17 protein-coding genes and 1 tRNA gene are annotated in these 21,081 nt (G+C 56.4%); 11 read left to right on the top strand and 7 right to left on the bottom strand.

What is annotated here, in order from left to right; all coding sequences use genetic code 11:
• Positions 1-63 precede the first annotated feature (63 nt).
• From QMP16_RS07425 to QMP16_RS07415, 3 genes are read left to right on the top strand one after another with little or no spacing between them, the layout of a single operon-like run.
• Complete coding sequence (locus QMP16_RS07425; protein WP_282151832.1) at positions 64-978, top strand: sugar phosphate isomerase/epimerase family protein; 915 nt, start codon at positions 64-66, stop codon at positions 976-978.
• Positions 959-2,368: an aldehyde dehydrogenase family protein gene (locus QMP16_RS07420; RefSeq protein WP_282151831.1), complete on the top strand. Its 1,410-nt coding sequence runs from the start codon at positions 959-961 to the stop codon at positions 2,366-2,368. Before QMP16_RS07425 ends, QMP16_RS07420 begins: the two co-directional genes overlap by 20 nt.
• A complete protein-coding gene (locus tag QMP16_RS07415) occupies positions 2,368-4,149 on the top strand; it encodes a thiamine pyrophosphate-binding protein (protein ID WP_282151830.1) in 1,782 nt (593 codons plus the stop codon). The genes QMP16_RS07420 and QMP16_RS07415 overlap by 1 nt, the downstream gene beginning before the upstream one ends.
• Before the next feature lie 180 nt (positions 4,150-4,329).
• On the opposite strand, the gene QMP16_RS07410 is transcribed toward QMP16_RS07415, so the two are convergent.
• From QMP16_RS07410 to QMP16_RS07400, 3 genes are all read right to left on the bottom strand, one after another.
• Complete coding sequence (locus tag QMP16_RS07410; protein ID WP_282151829.1) at positions 4,330-4,974, bottom strand: hypothetical protein; 645 nt, start codon at positions 4,972-4,974, stop codon at positions 4,330-4,332.
• A 226-nt stretch (positions 4,975-5,200) separates the two neighbouring features.
• Positions 5,201-6,235 (bottom strand): hypothetical protein, encoded by a 1,035-nt coding sequence (locus QMP16_RS07405; RefSeq protein ID WP_239337575.1) that lies wholly within the window; start codon positions 6,233-6,235, stop codon positions 5,201-5,203.
• Positions 6,236-6,442: 207 nt separating this feature from the next.
• Positions 6,443-6,517 (bottom strand) — tRNA-Gln (locus QMP16_RS07400).
• 306 nt (positions 6,518-6,823) lie between these two features.
• Here QMP16_RS07400 and QMP16_RS07395 point away from each other — a divergent pair.
• Entirely contained in the window at positions 6,824-7,741 is a 918-nt protein-coding gene (locus QMP16_RS07395) for a haloalkane dehalogenase (RefSeq protein WP_282151828.1), read from the top strand.
• A gap of 1 nt (position 7,742) precedes the next feature.
• Here QMP16_RS07395 and QMP16_RS07390 read toward each other — a convergent pair whose 3' ends face one another.
• Entirely contained in the window at positions 7,743-8,204 is a 462-nt protein-coding gene (locus QMP16_RS07390) for an SH3 domain-containing protein (protein WP_234416571.1), read from the bottom strand.
• Between the two features lie 198 nt (positions 8,205-8,402).
• Between QMP16_RS07390 and QMP16_RS07385 the strand changes: the two genes are divergently transcribed.
• The 5 genes from QMP16_RS07385 (at position 8,403) to QMP16_RS07365 (ending at position 16,752) form a co-directional block, all read left to right on the top strand.
• A complete protein-coding gene (locus tag QMP16_RS07385) occupies positions 8,403-9,389 on the top strand; it encodes a 2-hydroxyacid dehydrogenase (RefSeq protein ID WP_058275717.1) in 987 nt (328 codons plus the stop codon).
• Positions 9,390-9,456: 67 nt separating this feature from the next.
• Positions 9,457-11,250: a gamma-glutamyltransferase gene (ggt, locus tag QMP16_RS07380; protein ID WP_282151827.1), complete on the top strand. Its 1,794-nt coding sequence runs from the start codon at positions 9,457-9,459 to the stop codon at positions 11,248-11,250.
• A gap of 24 nt (positions 11,251-11,274) precedes the next feature.
• Positions 11,275-12,681 (top strand): FAD-binding oxidoreductase, encoded by a 1,407-nt coding sequence (locus QMP16_RS07375; protein ID WP_282151826.1) that lies wholly within the window; start codon positions 11,275-11,277, stop codon positions 12,679-12,681.
• A 148-nt stretch (positions 12,682-12,829) separates the two neighbouring features.
• Positions 12,830-14,104, top strand: coding sequence for a hypothetical protein (locus tag QMP16_RS07370; protein ID WP_282151825.1), 1,275 nt, complete (start codon positions 12,830-12,832; stop codon positions 14,102-14,104).
• A gap of 140 nt (positions 14,105-14,244) precedes the next feature.
• Positions 14,245-16,752, top strand: coding sequence for a GcvT family protein (locus tag QMP16_RS07365; RefSeq protein WP_282151824.1), 2,508 nt, complete (start codon positions 14,245-14,247; stop codon positions 16,750-16,752).
• Positions 16,753-16,788: 36 nt separating this feature from the next.
• On the opposite strand, the gene QMP16_RS07360 is transcribed toward QMP16_RS07365, so the two are convergent.
• The 3 genes from QMP16_RS07360 to QMP16_RS07350 form a co-directional block, all read right to left on the bottom strand.
• A complete protein-coding gene (locus QMP16_RS07360; protein ID WP_058276038.1) occupies positions 16,789-17,124 on the bottom strand; it encodes a carboxymuconolactone decarboxylase family protein in 336 nt (111 codons plus the stop codon).
• Between the two features lie 68 nt (positions 17,125-17,192).
• A complete protein-coding gene (locus QMP16_RS07355) occupies positions 17,193-17,846 on the bottom strand; it encodes a DUF938 domain-containing protein (RefSeq protein WP_282151823.1) in 654 nt (217 codons plus the stop codon).
• Complete coding sequence (locus QMP16_RS07350) at positions 17,843-18,910, bottom strand: NAD(P)/FAD-dependent oxidoreductase (protein WP_282151822.1); 1,068 nt, start codon at positions 18,908-18,910, stop codon at positions 17,843-17,845. Before QMP16_RS07350 ends, QMP16_RS07355 begins: the two co-directional genes overlap by 4 nt.
• A gap of 180 nt (positions 18,911-19,090) precedes the next feature.
• Between QMP16_RS07350 and QMP16_RS07345 the strand changes: the two genes are divergently transcribed.
• Both QMP16_RS07345 and QMP16_RS07340 read left to right on the top strand, forming a co-directional pair.
• A complete protein-coding gene (locus QMP16_RS07345; protein WP_370246295.1) occupies positions 19,091-19,495 on the top strand; it encodes a hypothetical protein in 405 nt (134 codons plus the stop codon).
• 3 nt (positions 19,496-19,498) lie between these two features.
• Positions 19,499-20,731 (top strand): HlyD family secretion protein, encoded by a 1,233-nt coding sequence (locus QMP16_RS07340; RefSeq protein ID WP_282151821.1) that lies wholly within the window; start codon positions 19,499-19,501, stop codon positions 20,729-20,731.
• Positions 20,732-21,081 lie beyond the last annotated feature (350 nt).

The raw sequence follows: 21,081 nt of genomic DNA, 5'->3' as shown, positions 1-21,081 counted from the left end.
TATCAGATATTTTTTACTACATGTGATGAATTTGAGATTCGCAGACACGTGGAGCTGTCGTTCATGGTGAAACCAGAAGAGGCTGGCGCAGGCCCCTCTCTCTATTCTTTGGCGCATCTGACGCTGATTGGCTGTACGCCGCCCGAGCTGGTCTATATCGCCGCCCGGGCCGGTTACGATGCCGTCAGTCCCCGCTTCATTCCGATGCATGTGCCTGGAGAGTTCACTCAATCCCCGATCGACAAGGCGCAGGTGCAGGCCACCAAAACTGCTCTTTCTACCACCGGTTTGAAAGTCCTGGATGTCGAGATTGCGCGCATTACCGAAGATGTTGATCCGCGCAGTTTTGAACCTTCACTTGAGATTGGCGGGGAACTGGGCGCTAAACGCATGATAATGAGCGCGTGGACCAACACCCGTGATGATCGTGACTTTCTGATCGATGTCTATTCTGAGACCTGCGAACTGGCCGCGCCCTACGGACTAACTGTGGACTTGGAGTTCCCAAGCTTCTCTCGCTTGCGCACGCTGGATGAGGCGCTGGATATTGTGCGCGCCTCTGATCAGCCGAATGGTGGTATTCTGGTTGATACGCTTTATCTGCATCTCAGCCGCGTGGATTTGGGAGAGTTGCTACACGTCCCCTCGGACCTGTTTCACTTCCTGCATATCTCTGATTGCCTGCCCGGCATCGCCGATACGCGTGAGGGCATGATCCAACTGGCCCGCGATGCGCGGCTCTATCCCGGCGAAGGCTGGATTGACTTCACCGGCATCATCGAACGGATGCCGCCCGTCGACTATTCCATTGAATTGCCCAACCAAAGCCGCGTTGCCGAGTTGGGATATGAAGAACACGCGCGTCGCTGTCTCAACCACGCCAAGCGAACATTCGGCTCAGCGCGATCTCAGCGCCGTATGCCCGATGCAGCAATTCTAAAACACCAAGAGGATCATCATGGGCAAAGAGCTCACTGAAAACGACCGACAACTCGCGGCCGAAATGCTGGCCCGCGCCCGCGCTGCCATGGCCGAGATCGAGGATTGGGATCAGGACAGGCTGGACCGCCTGTCTCAGGCCATTGCGTGGTATGCTGGGAACGAGAAAACTTTCACGCGTCTGGCCCAGCAGGGCGTGGACGAAAGCGGCATTGGAGATCGCGAAGGGCGTCCCGCGAAGCGGTTCAAAATCCACATGGTGCTGCGGGATGTCCTGCGTACCCCTTCGACCGGAATTGTTGAGGTTGATGAGGAAAAAGGATTGGTGAAATACGCCAAACCTGCCGGTGTGATCGCATCGCTGATCCCGATGACCAATCCGGCGATGACACCACCGGTGACCGGCGTTTCCGCCGCGAACGCCCGGAATGCGGTCATCTTCAGCCCGCACCCGCGAACCGCCCATACCACCTTCGAAATGGTCGAGGTCATGCGCGCAGCCTGCCGTGCCGCCGGTGCCCCCGAAGACCTATTCCAGTCGATCCGCAAACCATCGATCCCATTAACACAGCACCTCATGGAGATTTGTGACCTGACTCTGGCAACGGGTGGTAAGCCGATGGTCAAAGCGGCCTACAGTTCTGGGCGTCCAGCCTATGGTGTCGGCGCGGGCAATTCATCCATCGTCATCGATGAGACAGCCGACTTGGACGTCGCCGCTCAGAACACACGCATTTCGAAGACATCCGACTTTGGCTCGGGTTGTTCGGCCGACGGCAACATCATTATCCAGCGTTCGGTCTACGACGATATGGTCAAAGCGCTTGAGGCCGAAGGTGGGTATCTGTGTTCGAATGAAGAAAAGGCCATGCTCGAAGCGGCTATGTGGGACGATAAGGGCAGCCGTACGTTCCCGACCATTGCCTGTCCGCCGCAGCAAACGGCTAAGGTCGCCGGTTTTGGCATCCCCGAAGATCGCAAATTCCTGATGGTTGAAAATCAGGGGCAAATCGGCCCGCAGCACAAGTTCTCCAAGGAAAAACTGACCACTCTGATGGCGCTTTATCACTTCGACACGTTCGATGACGCGCTGGAAACGGTCAGCCAGATCTACAACACCGGGGGCAAGGGCCATTCCTGCGGCATCTACAGCCACAATGACGATCACATCGACCGGTTAGCGCGTCTGGCTCCGGTCAGCCGCATGATGGTGCGGCAGCCACAATCCAAGGCCAACGCAGGTGCCTGGACTAATGGCATGCCTATGACCAGCAGCCTGGGCTGCGGCATCTGGGGCGGCAACATCACCAACGAAAACGTCACCATGAAACACATGATGAACTACACCTGGGTCAGCCGTCCTACGCCTGAGGATCGCCCCTCGGAGCCGGAGCTGTTCGGTGAGTTCTACGGACGGGAGGTCGCGTAATGGACGGAGCGAAACTGGATGGCAAAACCGTTGCCGAACACATTGTCGACTTCCTCGAACGTCGTGAGGTCAAACATGTGTTCGGTCTATGCGGCCACACGAATATCGCGGTGCTGGCCGCGTTGGCGGAAAGCCCCATTGATTTCGTCACCGTGCGGCATGAGCAAATCGCAAGCCACGCGGCCGATGCTTATGCCCGGGTGACGGGCAAGGCCTCGGTGGTGCTGTCCCATCTCTCCCCGGGACTGACTAATTGCGCCACCGGGGTCGCCAACGCTGCACTAGACTGTATCCCGATGGTCGTGATCGCAGGTGACATTCCCACGTATTACTACGGCAAGCATCCGCATCAGGAAGTGAACCTGCACGCAGACGCTGCCCAATGGGAGATTTATCGCCCCTTCGTCAAACGTGCTTGGCGGGTGGATCGCGCCGACCTGATGGCCGAAATCTTGGAAAAGGCGTTCCATCTGGCTGAAAGCGGTCAGCCCGGGCCGGTGCTGGTCAATGTGCCGATGGACATCTTCTCCGAGGTGATCCCCTCGGACAGCTTCGACCGTATCCGCGATAACACGCGCGCGCTCAAGAAACCGTCGATTGACGATGAAACAGCGCGAGAGATTGTCGAAGCGCTGGCGAAGGCCGAAAACCCGGTTGCCTATGTCGGCGGCGGTATCCTGTTGGCGCAGGCCAGTGAGGAGTTGCGCGAGTTTGTTGAACATATGGGTCTGCCCGTCGCGCATTCCCTGATGGGCAAGGGCGCGCTGCGGGACGACCATCCGCTCGTGCTGGGAATGACCGGGTTTTGGGGCACCGAATTGGTCAACCAGTCCTGCTTGAATGCGGACTACATCTTTGCCGTGGGCACTCGGTTCAAAGAGGCTGATTGCTCCAGTTGGTACCCTGGCTACACGTTCAACATTCCCGGCTCGAAGGTCATTCATATCGACATCGAACCGCAGGAAATCGGTCGGAACTATCCCACCGAGATCGGCGTCGTTGCTGACGCCAAGGCCGCTTTGCGCGTCCTCAACCGGGTCGCCCGCGAGATGTATCCGGACGGTTTCAAACGCCCCGCTCTGGAACAGAAGATCGCCGACTTCCGAACGGATTTCAAAGCGCACAACGTGGAAATGGCGACGTCAGCAGCCTTTCCGATGATGCCCGAGCGTATTCTGGCAGATACCCGCAAGGCACTGCCCGAGGATGCCATCATCACCACTGACGTTGGGTGGAACAAGAACGGTGTCGGGCAACAGTTTGACATTTTGACGCCGGGTTCAATCCTGACCCCGGGTGGGTTCGCGACGATGGGTTTCGGTCCTCCGGGTGCGATCGGCGCGAAACTGGCGGCACCTGATCGTGTGGTGATCAGCCTTGTTGGCGATGGTGGTTTCGGCCAAAACCCGTCGATGCTGGCAACGGCCGTCGAACTCGATCTGGGCATTATCTGGCTGGTCATGAACAACAATGCCTTCGGAACCATAGCAGGTCTGCAAAAGGCGCATTACGGTCTGACCTATGGAACCACGTTCCCCGGATCAGCCGCCGCACCCGCAAACGGACCGGGCTATGCCGACATAGCGCGAGCCTACGGCGCGGAAGGGCACAGGCTCAGCGCTGCCGACGAGTTGTTGCCGGCACTGGAAGCGGCAATCGCCAGTGGCAAGCCAACCGTGCTCGATGTGCCAATGATCAACAACCCAACACCAACGACCGGACATTGGAATATCTTGGACATATACTCGCCGGACAAAGAGATATCTCACGTCGCGACTTGACGAAACTGGGCGCGTTCAGGCGCGCCCAGTTTCTTGTGAGAATGAACATCCGTGCTCGAGCAAATACCCGTCTTAGTGTTGCAAAGATTGCTATGGCAAACCGAAGATTAGTCGCGGCCTGACATCAAGCGGCGTAGGCTGAAAGAAAGACAGAAAGAAAAACGGAAGCTGTTATTTCCTTCATGGCCTTGGTGGGATAGTTTTTGTCGGTTCCTGTGCGTGCCCGGGAAAGCTGAACCGGTGCCTGAACGAACTTGTCGAAGTCATCCAGCCGTGTTCAGCCAAGAGTTCCGAGCCAGCATAGTGCACGTCGCCGCCTTCTTGCGCGGCAACTTCCGCGTCATTGAGCCGACGTTGCAAAGCTGTCGCACGTTTGCCCAGATCGTTTGAAATCGGCGTTGGAAGATTTAGGGCAACGCGGTCTCCAGCGGCGCGCAGCAAAGGCTCGACGTCGGTCCATTGTCTGTTCCTTGCGGCCTGCCGGAGACGTCGGTTTTCTTCCTGCAGCGCTTCGATCCTCTGGTCGACCTCGCCAGCGCGCAAGGCACTGTCTTGGTTTTGCTCTTGCAACATGACCTCAAGTGCTGAGCGTAGCATCTCGGTCAAGACGGCTTTGGCGGTCTCGGGGGTCCGCGAATCTTTAATCAGTGCTTCCACGTGTGTTTTCTCCATCTGCTCGAGGACGGTGAGCAACGCGGCTGCGCACTTCACGGCGTCGAGCGGGAGGTCGGTTTGCAACGGCAGGCAAAGAAACTGGTTTGGGACCTGGTTTGATATTTTTTTTGGCAGGCGTTTTCGGAAACAGAAAATACGGCCGCGGCGCATTAGTTAGGGGCCTGCATAGTCACCGGGTTTGCGCTACAGACCGCCGTATCGATTTCTGGCAGTCTGTGTTACATCGGATTTTTCGGGGGCTCTGTCGCCCCTTATTTTCCTGACTTTTCTTGAAAAGGTGGCTGGGGTGGTAGGATTGGTAAGTTTGAATTATATATTTTATTTCAGCCACTTATGCCGAGGTGTGTGCCAAAATGTTGCGGGAATTGTTGCGGGATCAATTCGACGGCTGGGAGCTGGACACTTCGAATTTTTCAGCCTTCAAAATAATAGCTTCGATAATCTGACCACGCTTTTCGCGAGCGTTCACCTGAAGCCGGACCGGAACTTTGCTCCACTCAGCGTCTTGAATGACCGCGCGATCTTCATGGGACTCCAAAACTTGTTGTACGTCTGCGGAGAAACGCTCTCCAGTTTCAATATTCTCGACCAGCACACGGAAACCATCAGGTACTGTCGTATCGACTTTTAGAATACGATAGTTGCCATCTTTCCTTACTTCGTTCGCAGATTGCCTCGTCTCTCTGGTTATTCTTTGACCTGCTTCGGAAGGAACGGAGACACCGTTGACTTGTGCGTCAGTTTTTGTTGCGTGACGCGTAATCGAATGCCTTGCGTTCTCAGCTTCATTCTGAAGGTCAACGAGCGCAGGCACTTCCTCAGTTGCTTGACGCAATACCTGCCGCTGATCATCTGTCATGCTGTTTGGGCCAATCGTTTGAAGCGCCCGATCAATGGTTTCAAACGCCCGTTGGCTCGAGGTTTCTCGAAGTTCGGTCAGCTTGATTTCTTTCTGATTGTTTAGCCAATTGCTCGTAACACTGGTACCGCCCCAAGTAAGAATGAGAACAATCAAAACCGTTGCGATCTGTTTTGGTTCCATCTTGCCCACGGCGCTTAGTGCCGTCTCCTTCAAAACATCAAGAATATCAGCTTTCTGATCAGAGCTTCCGCTAGAAACCTTTACGACGAGTTCAAGTCGGCTTCTTTCCTCGTCGGTTAGTGATCTAGCGTTGGCATCACCCTTTTTGAGCAGCGCGTAGGAGCGATAGATTGCTCTCTGAGCATCTTGCCACCCTTGCATCATGTATGCGCTCAGCGAAGAGTCGTACTTTCCTTCGGGAATGTAAACTCTCGTTCCAACCCAATCTCCGAAGCGCAGATCGTCGAGAGAGTCTATTTCTAAATTGCCGTTTATCAAACCATGAAGTGTTGCCCAAGCGTCTTGTTCGGAATTGATTTCTATTAGCATTTCTTGTCCATGAATTTTCGGCGAGAGAACCAGCTTTCGCGTACAACGTAAAGAAGAAACATGCGTGGTTAGTTCGATTTGGAATGGTGCCGAATGCGATCAACTCAGTGAAGAACAAGTTGGAATCCGTAGCTCTGATTCAAACTCAGGAGTGTTGCGGGATCCCGCAACATTTTTATTCAATAAAATCAATAGGTTACTTGAAAATGGCTGGGGTGGTAGGATTCGAACCTACGGTACACTGTACCAAAAACAGTTGCCTTACCACTTGGCTACACCCCAACGGTGAGGCGCTGTCTACGATTGTTGATCGGTGGGTTCAAGACCTTTCAGACAAAAAAATGAGTGCGGATTGAAAAAAATCTAAAGGCGCTAACCGAAGATCTGAGCGTGGCTTGTTTTCCTGGGAAAGGTGTTCAATCCTGCTGTGATCTGGTCGTTTGCCAGGGCCGCGGAGTTTATGCGGAATGGGTCGCCCATGGAGCCTGATCTTGCGGTGCGGTTTTTGAAATCTAATGTTTCGCGATGGGCTGGATGCGCGCATTGGTGGCAGGGCGTTCGGGTTGGAAACTCTGAAAAGGGAAGAGGATGAAGTTTCTACGTACGCCAGATACCTGGTTTGACGGGCTCTCAGATTATCCGTTTGCACCGAACTACGCGCAGGTGAATGACGCCGAAGGCGGCCAGTTGCGGATGCATTATGTGAATGAAGGGCCAGCCGAGGCTGATCCTGTACTGATGATGCATGGCGAGCCAAGCTGGTCCTACCTTTACCGTCACATGATTGCGGGATTCGTCGCGCAGGGACATCGCGCGGTTGCGCCAGACCTGATTGGGTTCGGGCGATCCGACAAGCCAACCGAACGAAGCGACTACACTTATGAGCGGCACGTGGCTTGGATGGGTGAGTGGCTGCGCAAGGTAAACCTGCGCAACATCACTCTGGTTTGCCAGGACTGGGGCGGGCTAATCGGGCTGCGGTTATGGGCAGAGATGCCGGAGAGGTTCGCGCGCATAGTGATTGCCAACACGGCGCTGCCAACTGGCGATCAGCCAATGGGCGCAGCGTTTGAGAACTGGCGCAGGTTCAGCCAGGAGGTTCCGGTATTTCCGGCCGGTGGAATTCTGAAAGGCGGAACTGTATCGTCCCTGTCCGAAGACGTTATCGCGGCCTATGATGCGCCTTTTCCAGATGAAAGTTACAAGGCCGGGGCGCGGCAGTTTCCTATGCTAGTGCCAGCGACGCCTGATGATCCGTCCTCGGGTCCGAACCGGCAGGCTTGGGAGGTGATCCGAGGGCTTCAGACACCTGTCCTCACTGCTTTCGGGGCCGATGATCTGGTCATGGCGGGGATTGATGCGGTGTTCCAGAAACTGTGCCCGGGGGCCGCAGGGCAGCCTCATGTTATCTTGCCGAATGCGGGGCATTTTTTGCAAGAAGACGTTGGTCCGGAACTGGTCAAGCTGACCTGCGATTTCATCGCGCGCACACCCCGATCCGACTAGGTTATTCTCGGATTTCGGCTGGGTCGACGCCCCAAAGGTTCGTTTTCTGTGCCCAACCGCGATACCCGCCCGCAGAAATCTGACACCAATCCAACGAACAGCTGCCAAGGCGCGCCACGACGCCCGTTTCAAATTGGGCGCTGACCGGGGCCTTTGGGTCCGGACTGGTGTACACGGGCAGTAGTTCGGCATCGACTAACACCGTTCGAACACCGGACAACAGGGCGTAGTGCACCCATCCCCCGGCGCCGTCGCGGTCCTGAACCCTGCGCCAGTTTCCGTATTCTGCCGTTATCTGCAGTGGCATGCCGCGCCGTTTGAAAACCCAATCGATTCGGTGAGTCAGTGATGGGCCTCGGCGCACATTGCCCTCGGCGGCTTTCATCGAGACAAACCGTGGAAGGGGCAGGTTGGTGACTTGGCCACGCTTGTCCTGCGCGCTGGCGGGCAGGGTGCCAAGCACGGTTAGGAAAACAGCGAATGCCGCCGAAACAAGGCGTTTTACGGGTAGAAAACCACTCACTTACTGTCTGCTCTTGTGCCTGTTGATCTTGCTTCGAAAAAAGGTCGACTCAATGCCTATGGGGTTCTTGTGCCCTGCCTTATCCTGCGCCACGATGACATGGCGCGCGAAGGTTTGCAAAGCAGTGGGAGTACAGAGGTGTCAAGAGAACGTCTGAGTGTTGTCGTTACGCGACGGTTGCCCGAGGCGGTTGAAACCCGGTTAAGCGAATTGTTCGATGTGCAGTTGCGCGACGATGACAGCCCGATGACCCGTGAAGAACTGGTGAAGGCCGTGAAAACCGCCGATGTTCTGGTGCCAACCGTGACCGATACGATCGACGGTGGCCTATTGGGGCAGGCGGGTGAAAACCTGCGCCTGATCGCGAATTACGGGGCAGGGGTCGACAATATCGATGTCTCGACCGCGCGTCAGAGGGGCATTCTGGTGTCGAACACCCCGGGGGTTCTGACCGACGATACCGCTGATATGACCATGGCGCTGATTCTCGCTGTGACCCGCCGAATTCCCGAGGGTCTGTCTGTCATGCAAAAAGGCGATTGGACCGGGTGGGCGCCGAATGCCTTGTTGGGCGGGCGTATTGGCGGGCGGCGTTTGGGCGTTCTCGGCATGGGGCGTATCGGCCAGGCCGTGGCCCGCCGTGCCAGCGCATTTGGAATGCAAGTACATTACCACAACCGTCGCAGGCTTCGCCCGGAGATCGAACAAGAGATGGAAGCGACCTACTGGGAAAGCCTGGATCAGATGGTGGCGCGAATGGATGTGATTTCGGTCCATTGCCCGTCGACACCGTCTACCTTCCATTTGATGAATGCACGGCGGCTGAAATTGATGAAGCCGACAGCCGTTATCGTGAATACCTCAAGGGGTGAGGTGATCGACGAAAACGCTCTGACGCGCCGGATACGCTCGGGCGAAATCGCCGGCGCGGGCCTGGATGTCTATGAGCATGGGACGGATGTGAACCCAAGATTGCGACAGTTACCAAACGTTGTTCTGCTGCCCCACATGGGGTCGGCCACGTTAGAGGGTCGGATCGAAATGGGCGAGAAAGTTATTATAAATATCAAGACTTTCGAAGACGGTCACCGCCCACCGGATCAGGTGGTCCCCGCAATGCTTTGATCAGGTGTTTCCCGTGTTTTGATGCGGGCGGTGCCAATTTACACACGCATATTTTCAGGAGGATACGATGAAACGAAGTCTGATTTCGGGAGTGTTGCTGTCGGCGGTGGTGCTGGCAGGACCATTGACTGCTCAGGAGACGGCAGATGCCGTTGCGCCCGAAGGCGCGTCCGAGGGGCAGGTGCAAGGCCTGACCGAAGAGGTGATCGCTGCGCTTGAGGCCAAGATGGCAGGGCAGCCGGTCACATCTGAAAACTGGATGGTCACTGCTGCGAATCCATTGGCGGTTGAAGCAGGCGCAAAGGTTTTGCGCGCTGGCGGGTCGGCGGCTGATGCAATGGTCGCCGTTCAGGTTGTGCTGGGGCTGGTCGAACCGCAATCGTCGGGCCTTGGTGGCGGTGCATTTTTGGTTTGGTATGACGCTGCATCGGGCAAGCTGACCACACTGGACGGGCGTGAAACGGCCCCGCTTGAGGCGAACCACAGGCTGTTCCATGATGAAAACGGCGAGCCGCTGAAGTTCTTTGATGCGGTTGTCGGCGGATTGTCGGTGGGCACACCCGGGACACCGGCCTTGCTGGAAGAGGCGCACCGGCGCTGGGGCCGCAGTCCCTGGCCAAGCCTGTTTGCCGATGGCATCGCGTTGGCGAACGACGGCTTCCTGGTATCTCCGCGCCTTGCTGGCCTGGTCGAAAAGGATGCCGAACGCCTGTCGCGCTTTCCTGCAACCGCAGAATATTTCTTGCCCGACGGTAAGCCGCTTGAGCAGGGGCAACGCCTGACCAACCCGGCCTATGCCGAAACTCTGCGTATTTTGGCCGACGAAGGCTCGGCTGGCTTTTATGGAGGTGAAGTTGCCGCTGGCATCGTCAGCACCGTACGCAACGCCGAAGGCAACCCGGGCGTTCTGTCGGGAATTGATCTGGCGCTGTATCAGGTGATCGAGCGTGAACCAGTGTGCGCAACGTATCGCGCCTATGAGGTCTGCGGCATGGGCCCGCCATCGTCAGGCGCGCTGACCGTTGGTCAGATTCTGGGCATGCTGGACGGCTATGATCTGGCTGAAATGGGCCCCGAAGACACCAATGCATGGCGCCTGATCGGTGATGCCTCGCGTCTGGCTTTCGCAGATCGCGGTCGCTATATGGCCGATCATGATTTTGTTCCCATGCCCACACAGGGCTTGGTCGATCCATCTTATCTGTCCGACCGTGGCGCTCTGTTAGGCGGAGAAGCCGCCCTGACAGAGGTCGCACCGGGTAACCCCGAGTTTGATCATGCGTCGAATTGGGCCGACGATGTCTCGATCGAGTTACCCTCAACCTCGCATATCTCGATCGTTGATCAGTACGGAAACGTCCTGTCGATGACGACGACGATTGAGAATGGATTCGGCTCACGACTGATGACAAACGGGTTTCTGCTAAACAACGAACTGACGGATTTCTCGTTTAAAACGCACAGTGACGGTGTGCCGATTGCCAACCGCTTGGAGCCAGGCAAACGCCCACGTTCGTCGATGAGCCCGACAATTGTGATGCAGGACGGCGCGCCTGTTCTGGCCATCGGATCGCCGGGCGGCAGCCGTATCATCGGCTATGTTGCCAAGTCGATCATCGCCTGGGCGGATTGGGACATGGATGTGCAGCAAGCCCTTTCACTGCCGCATCTCGTCAATCGTTTTGGCACTTATGACGTCGAAGTGGGAACCGCCGCCGAAGGGTTTTCGGATCCGCTGATCGAGCTGGGTTTTGAAGTGAACCCGCGCGACCTGACATCGGGCCTGCATGCGATTGAGATCGGGGATGTGCTGGTCGGCGGTGCCGATCCACGTCGTGAGGGAATTGCGCTGGGCGAATAGCCCGGCGTTTCAAAGGGGAAGACCATGGTGCAGGCAGTTGCTTTGCCGCGAAATGAAGTGGGGATCGAGGCAGCTGTCGGCATCCTCAAACAAAAGTTTGGTGACCGGTTGCAAACCGGTCAGGCAATCCGCGAACAACATGGTCACACGACCACCTGGATCGAAAACCAATCCCCGGATGCTGTGGTTTTCCCCCATTCCACGGAAGAGGTCTCCGAGATCGTCAAAACCTGCGCCACCCACAAGGTGCCGGTGATTGCATTTGGTACGGGTACATCGTTGGAGGGTCACGTGAACGCCCCTGCTGGTGGTATCTCGGTTGACCTGACCCAGATGAATAAGGTGCTGGCTGTGAACCCGGGTGATCTGGATTGCGTCGTACAGCCGGGTGTGACGCGCGAAGACCTGAATACCCATTTGCGGGATCAGGGCCTGTTCTTTCCGATTGACCCCGGCGCGAATGCTTCGTTGGGTGGAATGGCGGCGACGCGGGCGTCTGGGACCAATGCGGTTCGCTATGGCACGATGAAGGACAATGTCCTTGGTCTTGAGGCGATCATGCCGGATGGGCAGATCATCCGAACCGGGCACCGGGCCAAGAAATCCTCGGCGGGTTATGACCTGACCCGACTGCTGATCGGGGCCGAAGGGACTTTGGGCATCATCACCGAACTTACCTTGCGGCTGCAGGGCATCCCCGAGGCGATCACCTCTGCCCGTTGTTCATTTCCGTCGGTGGATGCGGCCTGTCAGGCCGTCATGATGACGATCCAATATGGTGTTCCGGTGGCGCGGATTGAGCTGCTGGATGAAATGTCGGTCCAGGCCGCTAATGCCTATTCCGGGCTGAGCCTGCCGGAAACGCCATTGCTCTTGCTCGAGTTCCACGGATCGGAAAACGGTGCGGTCGAACAGTCCGAAACCTTCAACCAGATCGCGGAAGAGTTCGGTGGCACCGATTTTGCGGCGACCTCAACGACTGAGGAACGCAATAAACTCTGGCAGGCCCGGCATGATATGTACTGGGCTTCCTTGCAACTGCGTCCGGGCGCGCGGGGAATTTCCACGGATGTCTGCGTCCCGATCTCGCGTTTGGCAGAGTGCGTCACAGCGACTCAGGACAAAGCGCGCGAGCTAGGGCTAATGGCCCCCGTGGTTGGGCATGTCGGGGATGGCAACTTTCATTCCTTGCTGCTGATCGACATGGAAAACGCGGACGAAGTCAGCAAAGCTGACGAATTCGTCGGTTGGCTGAATGATCTGGCTATTTCGATGGAAGGCACGTGTACGGGCGAACATGGGATCGGACAGGGCAAACAGCCCTACCTGGTCAAAGAGCTTGGACCAGCCGTCACGTATATGACTGCCATCAAAAAGGCACTGGACCCCGATAACATCATGAACCCCGGAAAGATTTTGCCGAACGACTAAAATCGACCCAACCTTGGGAATTCCGTCTCAGAGCCACAAGGGCGCCCAATTCTGCGGCTATCAATTGCGAAAATGAGCAGTAATTGATTCGAGGTTTTGGATGGGAACATTGAGGTTTCTTGGCTTTGCACTGATTGTTGCAATGGTCATGGCAGGTCTTGACTATTATCAGCAGGACAAAAAAACCGAAGGTAAATTAACTGCCAGCGGTTATGTGGAAGTGATCAAGCAACGGTTCGCCAGATTTAGCGAACAAAAGAACGCAGAAGAGTTAGAGCGCGAGCGACAGAAGCGTTGGCGCGCCGGCGGCAAATCCTATCTGCCTGAAACAAACAACGAATGGGTGCGTCGGGCTATTGTCGATCGAGATTTTACACTTGATGCACGTGAAGGCGTGTTGCAGGACAATATCAGCGAAGCAGCTCGACCGTTGGCAAAAAAAGTGGCCGTACAAAAAACCGAGCAACTGGCGTCCAAGATGGACCGCAGCAGTTGGGTCTATGAAAACGGTGAACATACGATATGGCTGCAGATGCTGCTCAAGAAAGATGCCAAGTCAAACACGCTAGCAGGCAACATCGCCCAGTCCATTGACGCCATAGACTTCGGCAGAAGCGACTATGTACCATTCGGTGTCATAGGGGGCGTCGCATACTTCCAGCTCGTGCAAAACGATTACAATGTCCTGACAGTAAGGGATCGGGCGTTCTGGTCGATTATAACGGCCAGCATAACAGATCTGAGAACACCGGCCAATTTTGAGATTTACAAGGCGACACTTGGTTTGGGCCAGGAAATTCAACTGAAAGCCTATTCCGATGCACCAGCTGAGGAAGTCCATTCGTTCTTTAGCAATCTGGACTATGATCGCTTCAACGCTTTGCTGAGCAGGCCAGTGCCGGGTATCGGCAATGCCTCACAAGTAAATCCCGAGACCGAAGTTGAGTTGGCTGTGAAAATGGCAGAGGTTCGGTCGGAATTCATGAAGCTTCGCGGCGAATTGGCGCAACTGAGGCTCGAAAATGTCGACGGGATGGCTCTGATCGCAAACACCATGGCGGCGCAGTATGGGCTGGCAGGGGACACGTTCGACCTGACAGCAAATAAGATCAAATCTGCGGATGATTTAGTTCAGGTCGCATATCGCAAGGGGCTTGGCGATCTGCTGGAGGGGCAAATTGCAGAAGCCAATTCGGGTGGCAACGTTTTCGGTCGGCTATTTGCGAACTTTCAAGGCGGCGAAGAAATTCCCAAATCAGAAGCCGCTAGCTCTGCTGGTTTTTGGGCGGGCCTGAGGTCGTATTTCCAAAGTACAAGCTCCGCAGAGGCATCTGATGTTCGTATCAACAAAGGGTCTGCTGGAGTGGTCAGTAAATGCGCCACAAAAGACGCCTTCAAAAAATGTTCGTTGACAGGCGGCTGACGCATACTGGACAGATGTGAAAAACGACCTCCAATAGATTGGGGGTCGTTTTCTTTATATCACTGGTCGGATGAATGTCGCGCCGGGGCATTCAAATGCGCCATATGGTGTCAACTGAATTCAAGGGGAGACGCCCGATAATGAAAACCCAAGTCAAAGCACTGGTTGTTGGCGGCGGTGCCGTCGGCACTTCGATTGCATATCACCTGGCCAAGGCAGGCTGGGACGATGTGATGCTAGTCGAACGGGATGAGCTGACCTCAGGGTCCACATGGCACGCAGCGGGGCTGTTGCCGCTGTTCAACATGTCCTATGCGACGACACACATCCACAAGTACTCGGTCGACTTCTACAAGCAGCTTGAGGAAGAAACCGGTTTGAACGCAGGCTTTGCCGTTGTTGGCAATCTGCGCATGGCACAGACGCAAGAGCGCATGGATGAATACATGCTCTATGCGTCCACGGCTGAGACTTGTGATGTCGCATATGAATGGCTGACCCCTGATCAAATCAAGGAACGCTGGCCACTGATCGAGACTTCAGATCTGAAGGGCGCGATCTATCACACCGAAGATGGCTACATTAACCCCGCCGACGTAACGCAGGCGATGGCCAAGGGTGCCCGTCAGCGCGGTGTGGAAATTGTCCGTAAGATGCAGGCCGATGCCTTCCATTGGAATGGCACTCATTGGGAAGTCACCTGCACCAAAATGGTCGAGAAGGGCGGCAACCTCATTCCGTCGGATGAGCAGGTGGTTATCACCGCCGAGCATGTCGTGACCGCATCGGGCAACCACGCACAGCGGGCCGCGAAAATGCTGGGCATCAAGATGCCCGCGATCCCGGTCGAACACACCTTCATCGTCATGGACAAAGACCCTGAGCTGGTCAAATGGCGTGAAGCGGGCAACCCCGAACACCCTGTTGTCCGCGATGCCGACAACGAATCCTACGCACGCGAGGAACGCGGCGGATGGATTTTGGGGATCTATGAACATGGTGCGCCGGCGCAGTTCGAACACGGCGTGCCGGACAGCTTCCGTGCTGATCTGTTCCCGCTCGATCTCGACCGGATTGCAGACCAGTATATGGCAATGGCCGAGCGCGTGCCGTCCTGTGCCGAATCCGGCCTGAAAGACGATTTTAACGGCCCGATCTGCTACACGCCCGACGGCAACCCGCTGGTTGGTCCCGCGCCTGGCTTGCGCAACATGTGGCTGGCCGAGGGGTTCTCGTTCGGTATCACCGCCGCAGGCGGCACCGGCTACTATTTGGCGCAGATGATGGTGGATGGCGAAGCCGAGATCGACATGGCGTCGCTGGACCCCAAACGTTACTCGTCGAACTGGATGACCACCGAGTTTGCGGCACGCAAGAATGAAGAGTGCTATGAGCACGTCTATATCCTGCACCACCCCGATGAAGAACGTGCTGCCTGCCGCCCTCTGCGGACTGTTCCGGCCTATGACCGTCAGAAAGCGCGTGGCGCACAGTTTGGCTGGGTTAACGGCTGGGAGCGCCCGAACTATTTCGGTCCGCTGGATGCACCCGAAAACTTCGACCATGATGCCCGCTCGTTCCGCCGCGGTGGCTGGTGGCAGCATGCCGTTGACGAAGCAAAGGCGATCCGCGAAGGCGTTGGTCTGATCGACGCGTCGGCCTTCACAAAGCATGTCGTCAAAGGCCCCGGTGCGACCCAGTTCCTGGATTGGTTCACCTGTAACAAGCTGCCCAAGGTCGGTCGTATCAACCTGACCTACGCGCTGACCTCGCACGGTACCACCCGCACCGAATACACCATCGTCCGTAACGGCGAGAACAACTACTACATCGTCTCTGCCGGTGCCTGGACCGAGTACGACGCCGATTACCTGCGCAAGGCGGCCGAGGACAAGATGGAGGAGTTCGGTTACATCGAGATCCAGGACGTGACCACTCAGTGGGGCGTTTTTGCCATCGCCGGACCCAAATCGCGGGACGTTCTGAAAGAGGTCATCAAAGACGCCGATCCGGAAACCGCACTGTCCAACAAGCGCTTCCCATGGCTGTCGGCCCGTCAGATCGAACTGGGTATGTGCCCGGTCAACGCGATCCGCGTGGCCTATACCGGTGAGCTAGGTTGGGAACTTCACCACCCGATTGAGATACAGAACTACCTGTTCGACCTGCTGGAAAAAGCTGGTGAGAAACACGGTATGAAGCTGGTCGGCGCCCGCGCCCAGAACTGGCTGCGTCAGGAGAAATCCTATCGCGCCTTCGGCACCGAGCTGGGCCGCGACGCGACCCCGCTAGAAGCCGACTTGCCGCGCTTTGTCGACCTGTCCAAGGACTTCTTTGGCAAGGCCAAGCTGGAAGAGACTGGCGTACGCGTGAAATGCTGCACCCTGCTGATCGACGGGCCGGAGGATGCCGATCCGTGGGGCCGTGAAGTGCTGTATACACCGAAAGGTGAACGCGTCGGTCGTCTGACCTCGGGCGGTTATTCGGTGGCCTTCGAGAAATCCATCGGCATGGGCTATGTGAAGCCCGATCTGGCGGTCGAAGGCACCAAGCTGAAGGTCAAGCTTCAGGACAAACTGTGGGATGCGGTTGTCACCTGCGACAGCCCCTATGATCCGAAAAACGAAACCATCCGCAAGGACGGCTGACTAAGCAAAGGTCCCGGAGATCTCCGGGGCCTTTCTTCATACTGATAGCTCGTCAAAGCATTCCAACGCCTTGGCCGCATACATCATCGACGGTCCTCCGCCCATTTGAATGGCCATGGCCAGAACGTCTGACACTTCTTCGCGGCTTGCTCCGGCATTGAGCAAGGCTTCGGTGTGTAGCGTTATGCAAGGTTCGCAGCGGGCAGCGATGGACATACCCAAAGCGATCAGCTCTTTGGTTTTGTAGTCCAGCGAACCGCCTTCTTTGACGGTTTTTCCCAGCGCACCGAAGGCACGGGCGGTATCAGGGATTGCAGCGTTGAGGTTGCGCAGATTGTTGCGCGTATCCGAGAGCTTGTCTTGCCAGTTCATTAGTGGGCTTCCTTTAAACATATCACCTTGTGAATATGTTCGTGGAAGCCGCCTGACTTTGATCTTGATCAGACTTCAGGTCTTTCAGCGATAAATGCCAGGTTGTTTGCCGGCATTTCAACAGCACCGATTAAACTCAGTTGAACTCGACGCAGCAGGCCCAGAATGTCGGCGTCATCCTTGTATCCGATGTCCAGATCTTGTTGGCTCAACGCAGCATGAAAGTTCTGGTCTCCGGTACTGGTCAACTGGCCGGAGCGCGTGAATGGCCCGTAGAGGATTAGCCGACCGCCCGGGTTCAGAGCCAGCGCGGCCTCGGTCACCAAGGCTTCCACCTCCGACCAACTGATCAGATGCAGCAAGTTGATCAAAAGGATCAGGTCATTTGCCGCGTGAACGGTATGCCAACCAGGTTGGACCGCATCGAGTTCTATCGCAGGGGCTATGTTTTCTAAGCCTTCGGCATATGCGTCGATTGAAGCGCGTCGTTCAGGTTCAACCTCACTGGGTTGCCAATCCAGACCGGGCAGTCGATTTGCAAAAGCCACGACGTGCTGCCCTGTACCACTGGCCAGTTCCAGCGCGCGACCGGACGCAGGGGCGAACTGAGCCAGCAAATCACACAGCGCGTCGGCATTCCTGCTGGCCGCCGGAGCGACCAATTTTTGCCCATCGGATACCGTCGCCACGCTGGCATTTGCGGGAAGTTTGCGTTTCGTCATCCACGTAACCTTTCTGGCCTTAGGGCGGAAACGCTCGCCGCCTCCAATTCTGAACGAGCACCAGTCGTCAAATCTGCCACCAGCTGTGAGGCCGCCGGTGCCGTTTGAAAGCCATAACCACCTTGCGCTGCCGACCAGATAAACGTGGGTTCGGCAGGGTCGGGTCCTAAGACCAGCGTACCATCCGGCGCAAAGCTGCGAAGTCCGGCCCAGTTCGCCTCGACCCTTGTGACCGACTCGGTCACCATCGCTTCGTACCGCGCCAGACCCTCGGCCAACACCATGTCGTCCGCATAGGCATCATGGGGAAAGGTCGGATCAGCCTCGCAAGGGGAAACGATCAGCTTTCCGGCATCCGGTTTCGCATACCAGCCTTCGCTAGCGCCCAACATCAAAGGCCAACCCGTCACGTCATGTCCGGCAGGGGCGGGGATACGAGCCACTGAGCGCCGACGCGGTTCTATGCCGATCGGCGCGACGCTTGCCAACGTCGCAATCTCATCCACCCATGCGCCTGCAGCATTTACAAGGGATCTGGCCTCGAAAGCGTCTGCCGCCTCGACAACCCAATGCCCCGCTTTGGTGATACTTTTTACCTTTTGGCGTGTCAGCACCAGACCACCGTTGGCCCTAATCACACGAGCGAAATCCTGCATCATCCGGTCGGTATCAATGTCGAAAGCAAAATCGCTGCTCGCGGCAAATCCAACAGTCTGAGGGTTCAGTATCGGAACCCGCGATATGGCATCCTCGACCGAGATTTCTGTAAGACGAAGGTCAGCCTGATCCTGAAGAAACGCGTCTCGTTGATCATGGCCGGCGATCAGCATCAACCCGCGCGGCGACAGATAGCCATTCGATCTCAGATAAGCTTCGCTCGCTGCGTTCAGGGTCTTCACGGAAGGCGGTCCATACCCTTTTTCGAACAACGCCGCCGACCGGCCAGAGGTGTGATATCCCAGCGCGTCTTCGCCTTCGAGCACGACGACATGACCATGTTCGGACAAACGCGCGCCCGCGCTTAATCCGGCGATGCCGCCACCGATGACCAGGAAATCGATCATGTTAGAAACTCCGCCCTAGGATCACCCCAAAACGGGTGGATTTGAGATCTGCTTTTATTCATGCGCAAAGCTTCGCATGCGTAACACTATTGGAAAAGAGGCGTAATTTCCGCAATGTAAACTTGAACCAAAGAGACCGGCCTGTTTTTAGTGCAGCTATCATCGGAATCGGAGAAAGACGTGACACCGGCAGAATTACATCCAATGGCCACGGGGCATATCCCCTCATACGTCACGCAGGCAGATGGCAGCGACTTTTTGCTGACCTTCATGTTTGTTTTTACCGTTTTGGTGATCGTTCTGATCGGAGTTGGCTACTTTACGCTGCACTCCATCCCGGAAAAAATCGCGCATGAATCCAACCACCCTCAGTTTCAGCTTGTGGGGATATTGGCGCTGTTGGCTCTGTTTACCCACAATGGTCTATTCTGGGTGGCGGCCATTCTTGTAGCCGGATTCCAGTTCCCGGATGTCGCCGCCCCCTTGCGCGCCATTGCCGACGCAATCCGATCCTTGGGCAATCAAGGCAACGATGTTCCTGCCCCAGCGACCCCATCGCAACCGACCGCGCAGCAGGAGCAGTAAGAGATGCTTGAAACACTGATGTGCGCGCTGGTCACCGTGTTGCCGGATTACTTATTTCGCCGTTACGTACAGGGCAAACGTATAGGCCATGAAATCACACTGTTCACCATGTGGTATGAACTGCGTTGGGGCCTGACCACCTGCGCCATTCTTGCGCTGACCGTGATCACCACGCTGTTTTACTTCCACCCTGCCAGTAAAACGGCGGCGTCCTATTTCCGAACGGTGACAATTCTGCCTCAACTCGGCGGTCGCGTGTCCGAAATTTACGTCACCAACAATCAGCAGGTCACTGCCGGCCAGCCGATTTTCCGGATCGAGGATTTCACCCAAGCCGCACAGGTCGAGGCCGCGCACGCGCAGATCGCGCAGGTTCAGGCCTCGCTGAAAGTGGCGGAAACCGATCTGGCCGAGGCCGACGCAGGCATCGCAGGCGCGCGCGCTGCATTGGATCAATCGCTTGAGGATTTGGAGCGTAACACCACCCTGCGGGACGAAGGCTCCAGCGCCGTGCGATTGGCCGAAATCGACCGGTTGGAAAACCTTGTTGCCGAGCGTGAAGCGCAGCTGACCGCATCGCGATCCCGCCGTGCCGCCGTGGTGCAGCAGATCGAAGAACTGATCCCGGCCCAACTGGCCAGCGCCAACGCCCAGTTGGACGCCGCGCTGACCGAGCTGGACAAAACACTCGTAAGCGCAGGTGTGACCGGTCGGGTTGAACAATTTGGCCTTCAGGTGGGCGACTATGTCAGTCCTTTGCTGCGGCCTGCGGGCATTCTGGTTCCGTCAAGCTCGGGCCATAACCGGTTTCAGGCTGCATTCAACCAGATGGCCGCTCAGGTCATCAAGCCGGGCATGATTGGAGAGTTGGGCTGCATGACCAAGCCCTTCACCGTGATCCCGATGGTTGTGGTTGAGGTGCAGGATGTCATCCCGTCAGGTCAGATACGTCCCACAGATGAGCTGCGCGATGTTCAGACCAACAAGGTGCCCGGCTCGATTTTGGTCTATATGGAGCCGCTGTACAAAAACATGGCCGATGACATACCGCCCGGCAGCAACTGTCTGGCCAATGTCTACACCGATAACCATGAACGGCTTGAGCATGAGGATTTGGGATTCTGGCACGCCGCCGCCTTGCATGTGATCGACACGATCGGTGTTGTTCATGCTGCAGGTCTGCGCCTGCGTCTGATCCTGATGCCGGTGAATACGCTGGTGTTGACGGGGCATTGATCTCAACAGGTTCATCTCATCACGTTTGACGAGATGAACCTGTGATCCAAAGGGCTGGCTTGATCGTGGTAGGCGATGGAGAAGTCGTTGCCTGCCGTTCCTGTATGACGAGGTGCGTGAATGGCTTGGTTGCGGGACAAATTTGCCGTAGGCTCAATGGTTGCTGAGGACCGGTCTCAGCCCAATGCGGACTTGGTCGATCCGCAAGCAGGGAGGCGAGCAGGCATAGGCACTGGCAACTACCTTGGTCTGATTTACAGGAATTTTTTCAGCAACCGGTACATGAAGGTCGAGTTGTTCTACTTGTTATTTTCGGAACAAAAAGCATGCGGTGACATCCTGGCCCAAGC

Source organism: Ruegeria atlantica (genome assembly GCF_947495585.1).
Lineage (GTDB): Bacteria > Pseudomonadota > Alphaproteobacteria > Rhodobacterales > Rhodobacteraceae > Ruegeria > Ruegeria atlantica_G.
This window is presented reverse-complemented; position numbering and strand designations above follow the sequence as displayed.

Coding starts and splice junctions, on each gene's coding strand:
- QMP16_RS07355 (WP_282151823.1), bottom strand. CDS start 17,846: ATGACGAAACGCAAACTTCCCGCAAATGCCAGCGTGGCGACGGTATCC.
- QMP16_RS07365 (WP_282151824.1), top strand. CDS start 14,245: ATGAAAACCCAAGTCAAAGCACTGGTTGTTGGCGGCGGTGCCGTCGGC.
- QMP16_RS07340 (WP_282151821.1), top strand. CDS start 19,499: ATGCTTGAAACACTGATGTGCGCGCTGGTCACCGTGTTGCCGGATTAC.
- QMP16_RS07405 (WP_239337575.1), bottom strand. CDS start 6,235: ATGCTAATAGAAATCAATTCCGAACAAGACGCTTGGGCAACACTTCAT.
- QMP16_RS07350 (WP_282151822.1), bottom strand. CDS start 18,910: ATGATCGATTTCCTGGTCATCGGTGGCGGCATCGCCGGATTAAGCGCG.
- QMP16_RS07415 (WP_282151830.1), top strand. CDS start 2,368: ATGGACGGAGCGAAACTGGATGGCAAAACCGTTGCCGAACACATTGTC.
- QMP16_RS07370 (WP_282151825.1), top strand. CDS start 12,830: ATGGCAGGTCTTGACTATTATCAGCAGGACAAAAAAACCGAAGGTAAA.
- ggt (WP_282151827.1), top strand. CDS start 9,457: ATGAAACGAAGTCTGATTTCGGGAGTGTTGCTGTCGGCGGTGGTGCTG.
- QMP16_RS07420 (WP_282151831.1), top strand. CDS start 959: ATGGGCAAAGAGCTCACTGAAAACGACCGACAACTCGCGGCCGAAATG.
- QMP16_RS07425 (WP_282151832.1), top strand. CDS start 64: ATGGTGAAACCAGAAGAGGCTGGCGCAGGCCCCTCTCTCTATTCTTTG.
- QMP16_RS07360 (WP_058276038.1), bottom strand. CDS start 17,124: ATGAACTGGCAAGACAAGCTCTCGGATACGCGCAACAATCTGCGCAAC.
- QMP16_RS07395 (WP_282151828.1), top strand. CDS start 6,824: ATGAAGTTTCTACGTACGCCAGATACCTGGTTTGACGGGCTCTCAGAT.
- QMP16_RS07375 (WP_282151826.1), top strand. CDS start 11,275: ATGGTGCAGGCAGTTGCTTTGCCGCGAAATGAAGTGGGGATCGAGGCA.
- QMP16_RS07410 (WP_282151829.1), bottom strand. CDS start 4,974: ATGCGCCGCGGCCGTATTTTCTGTTTCCGAAAACGCCTGCCAAAAAAA.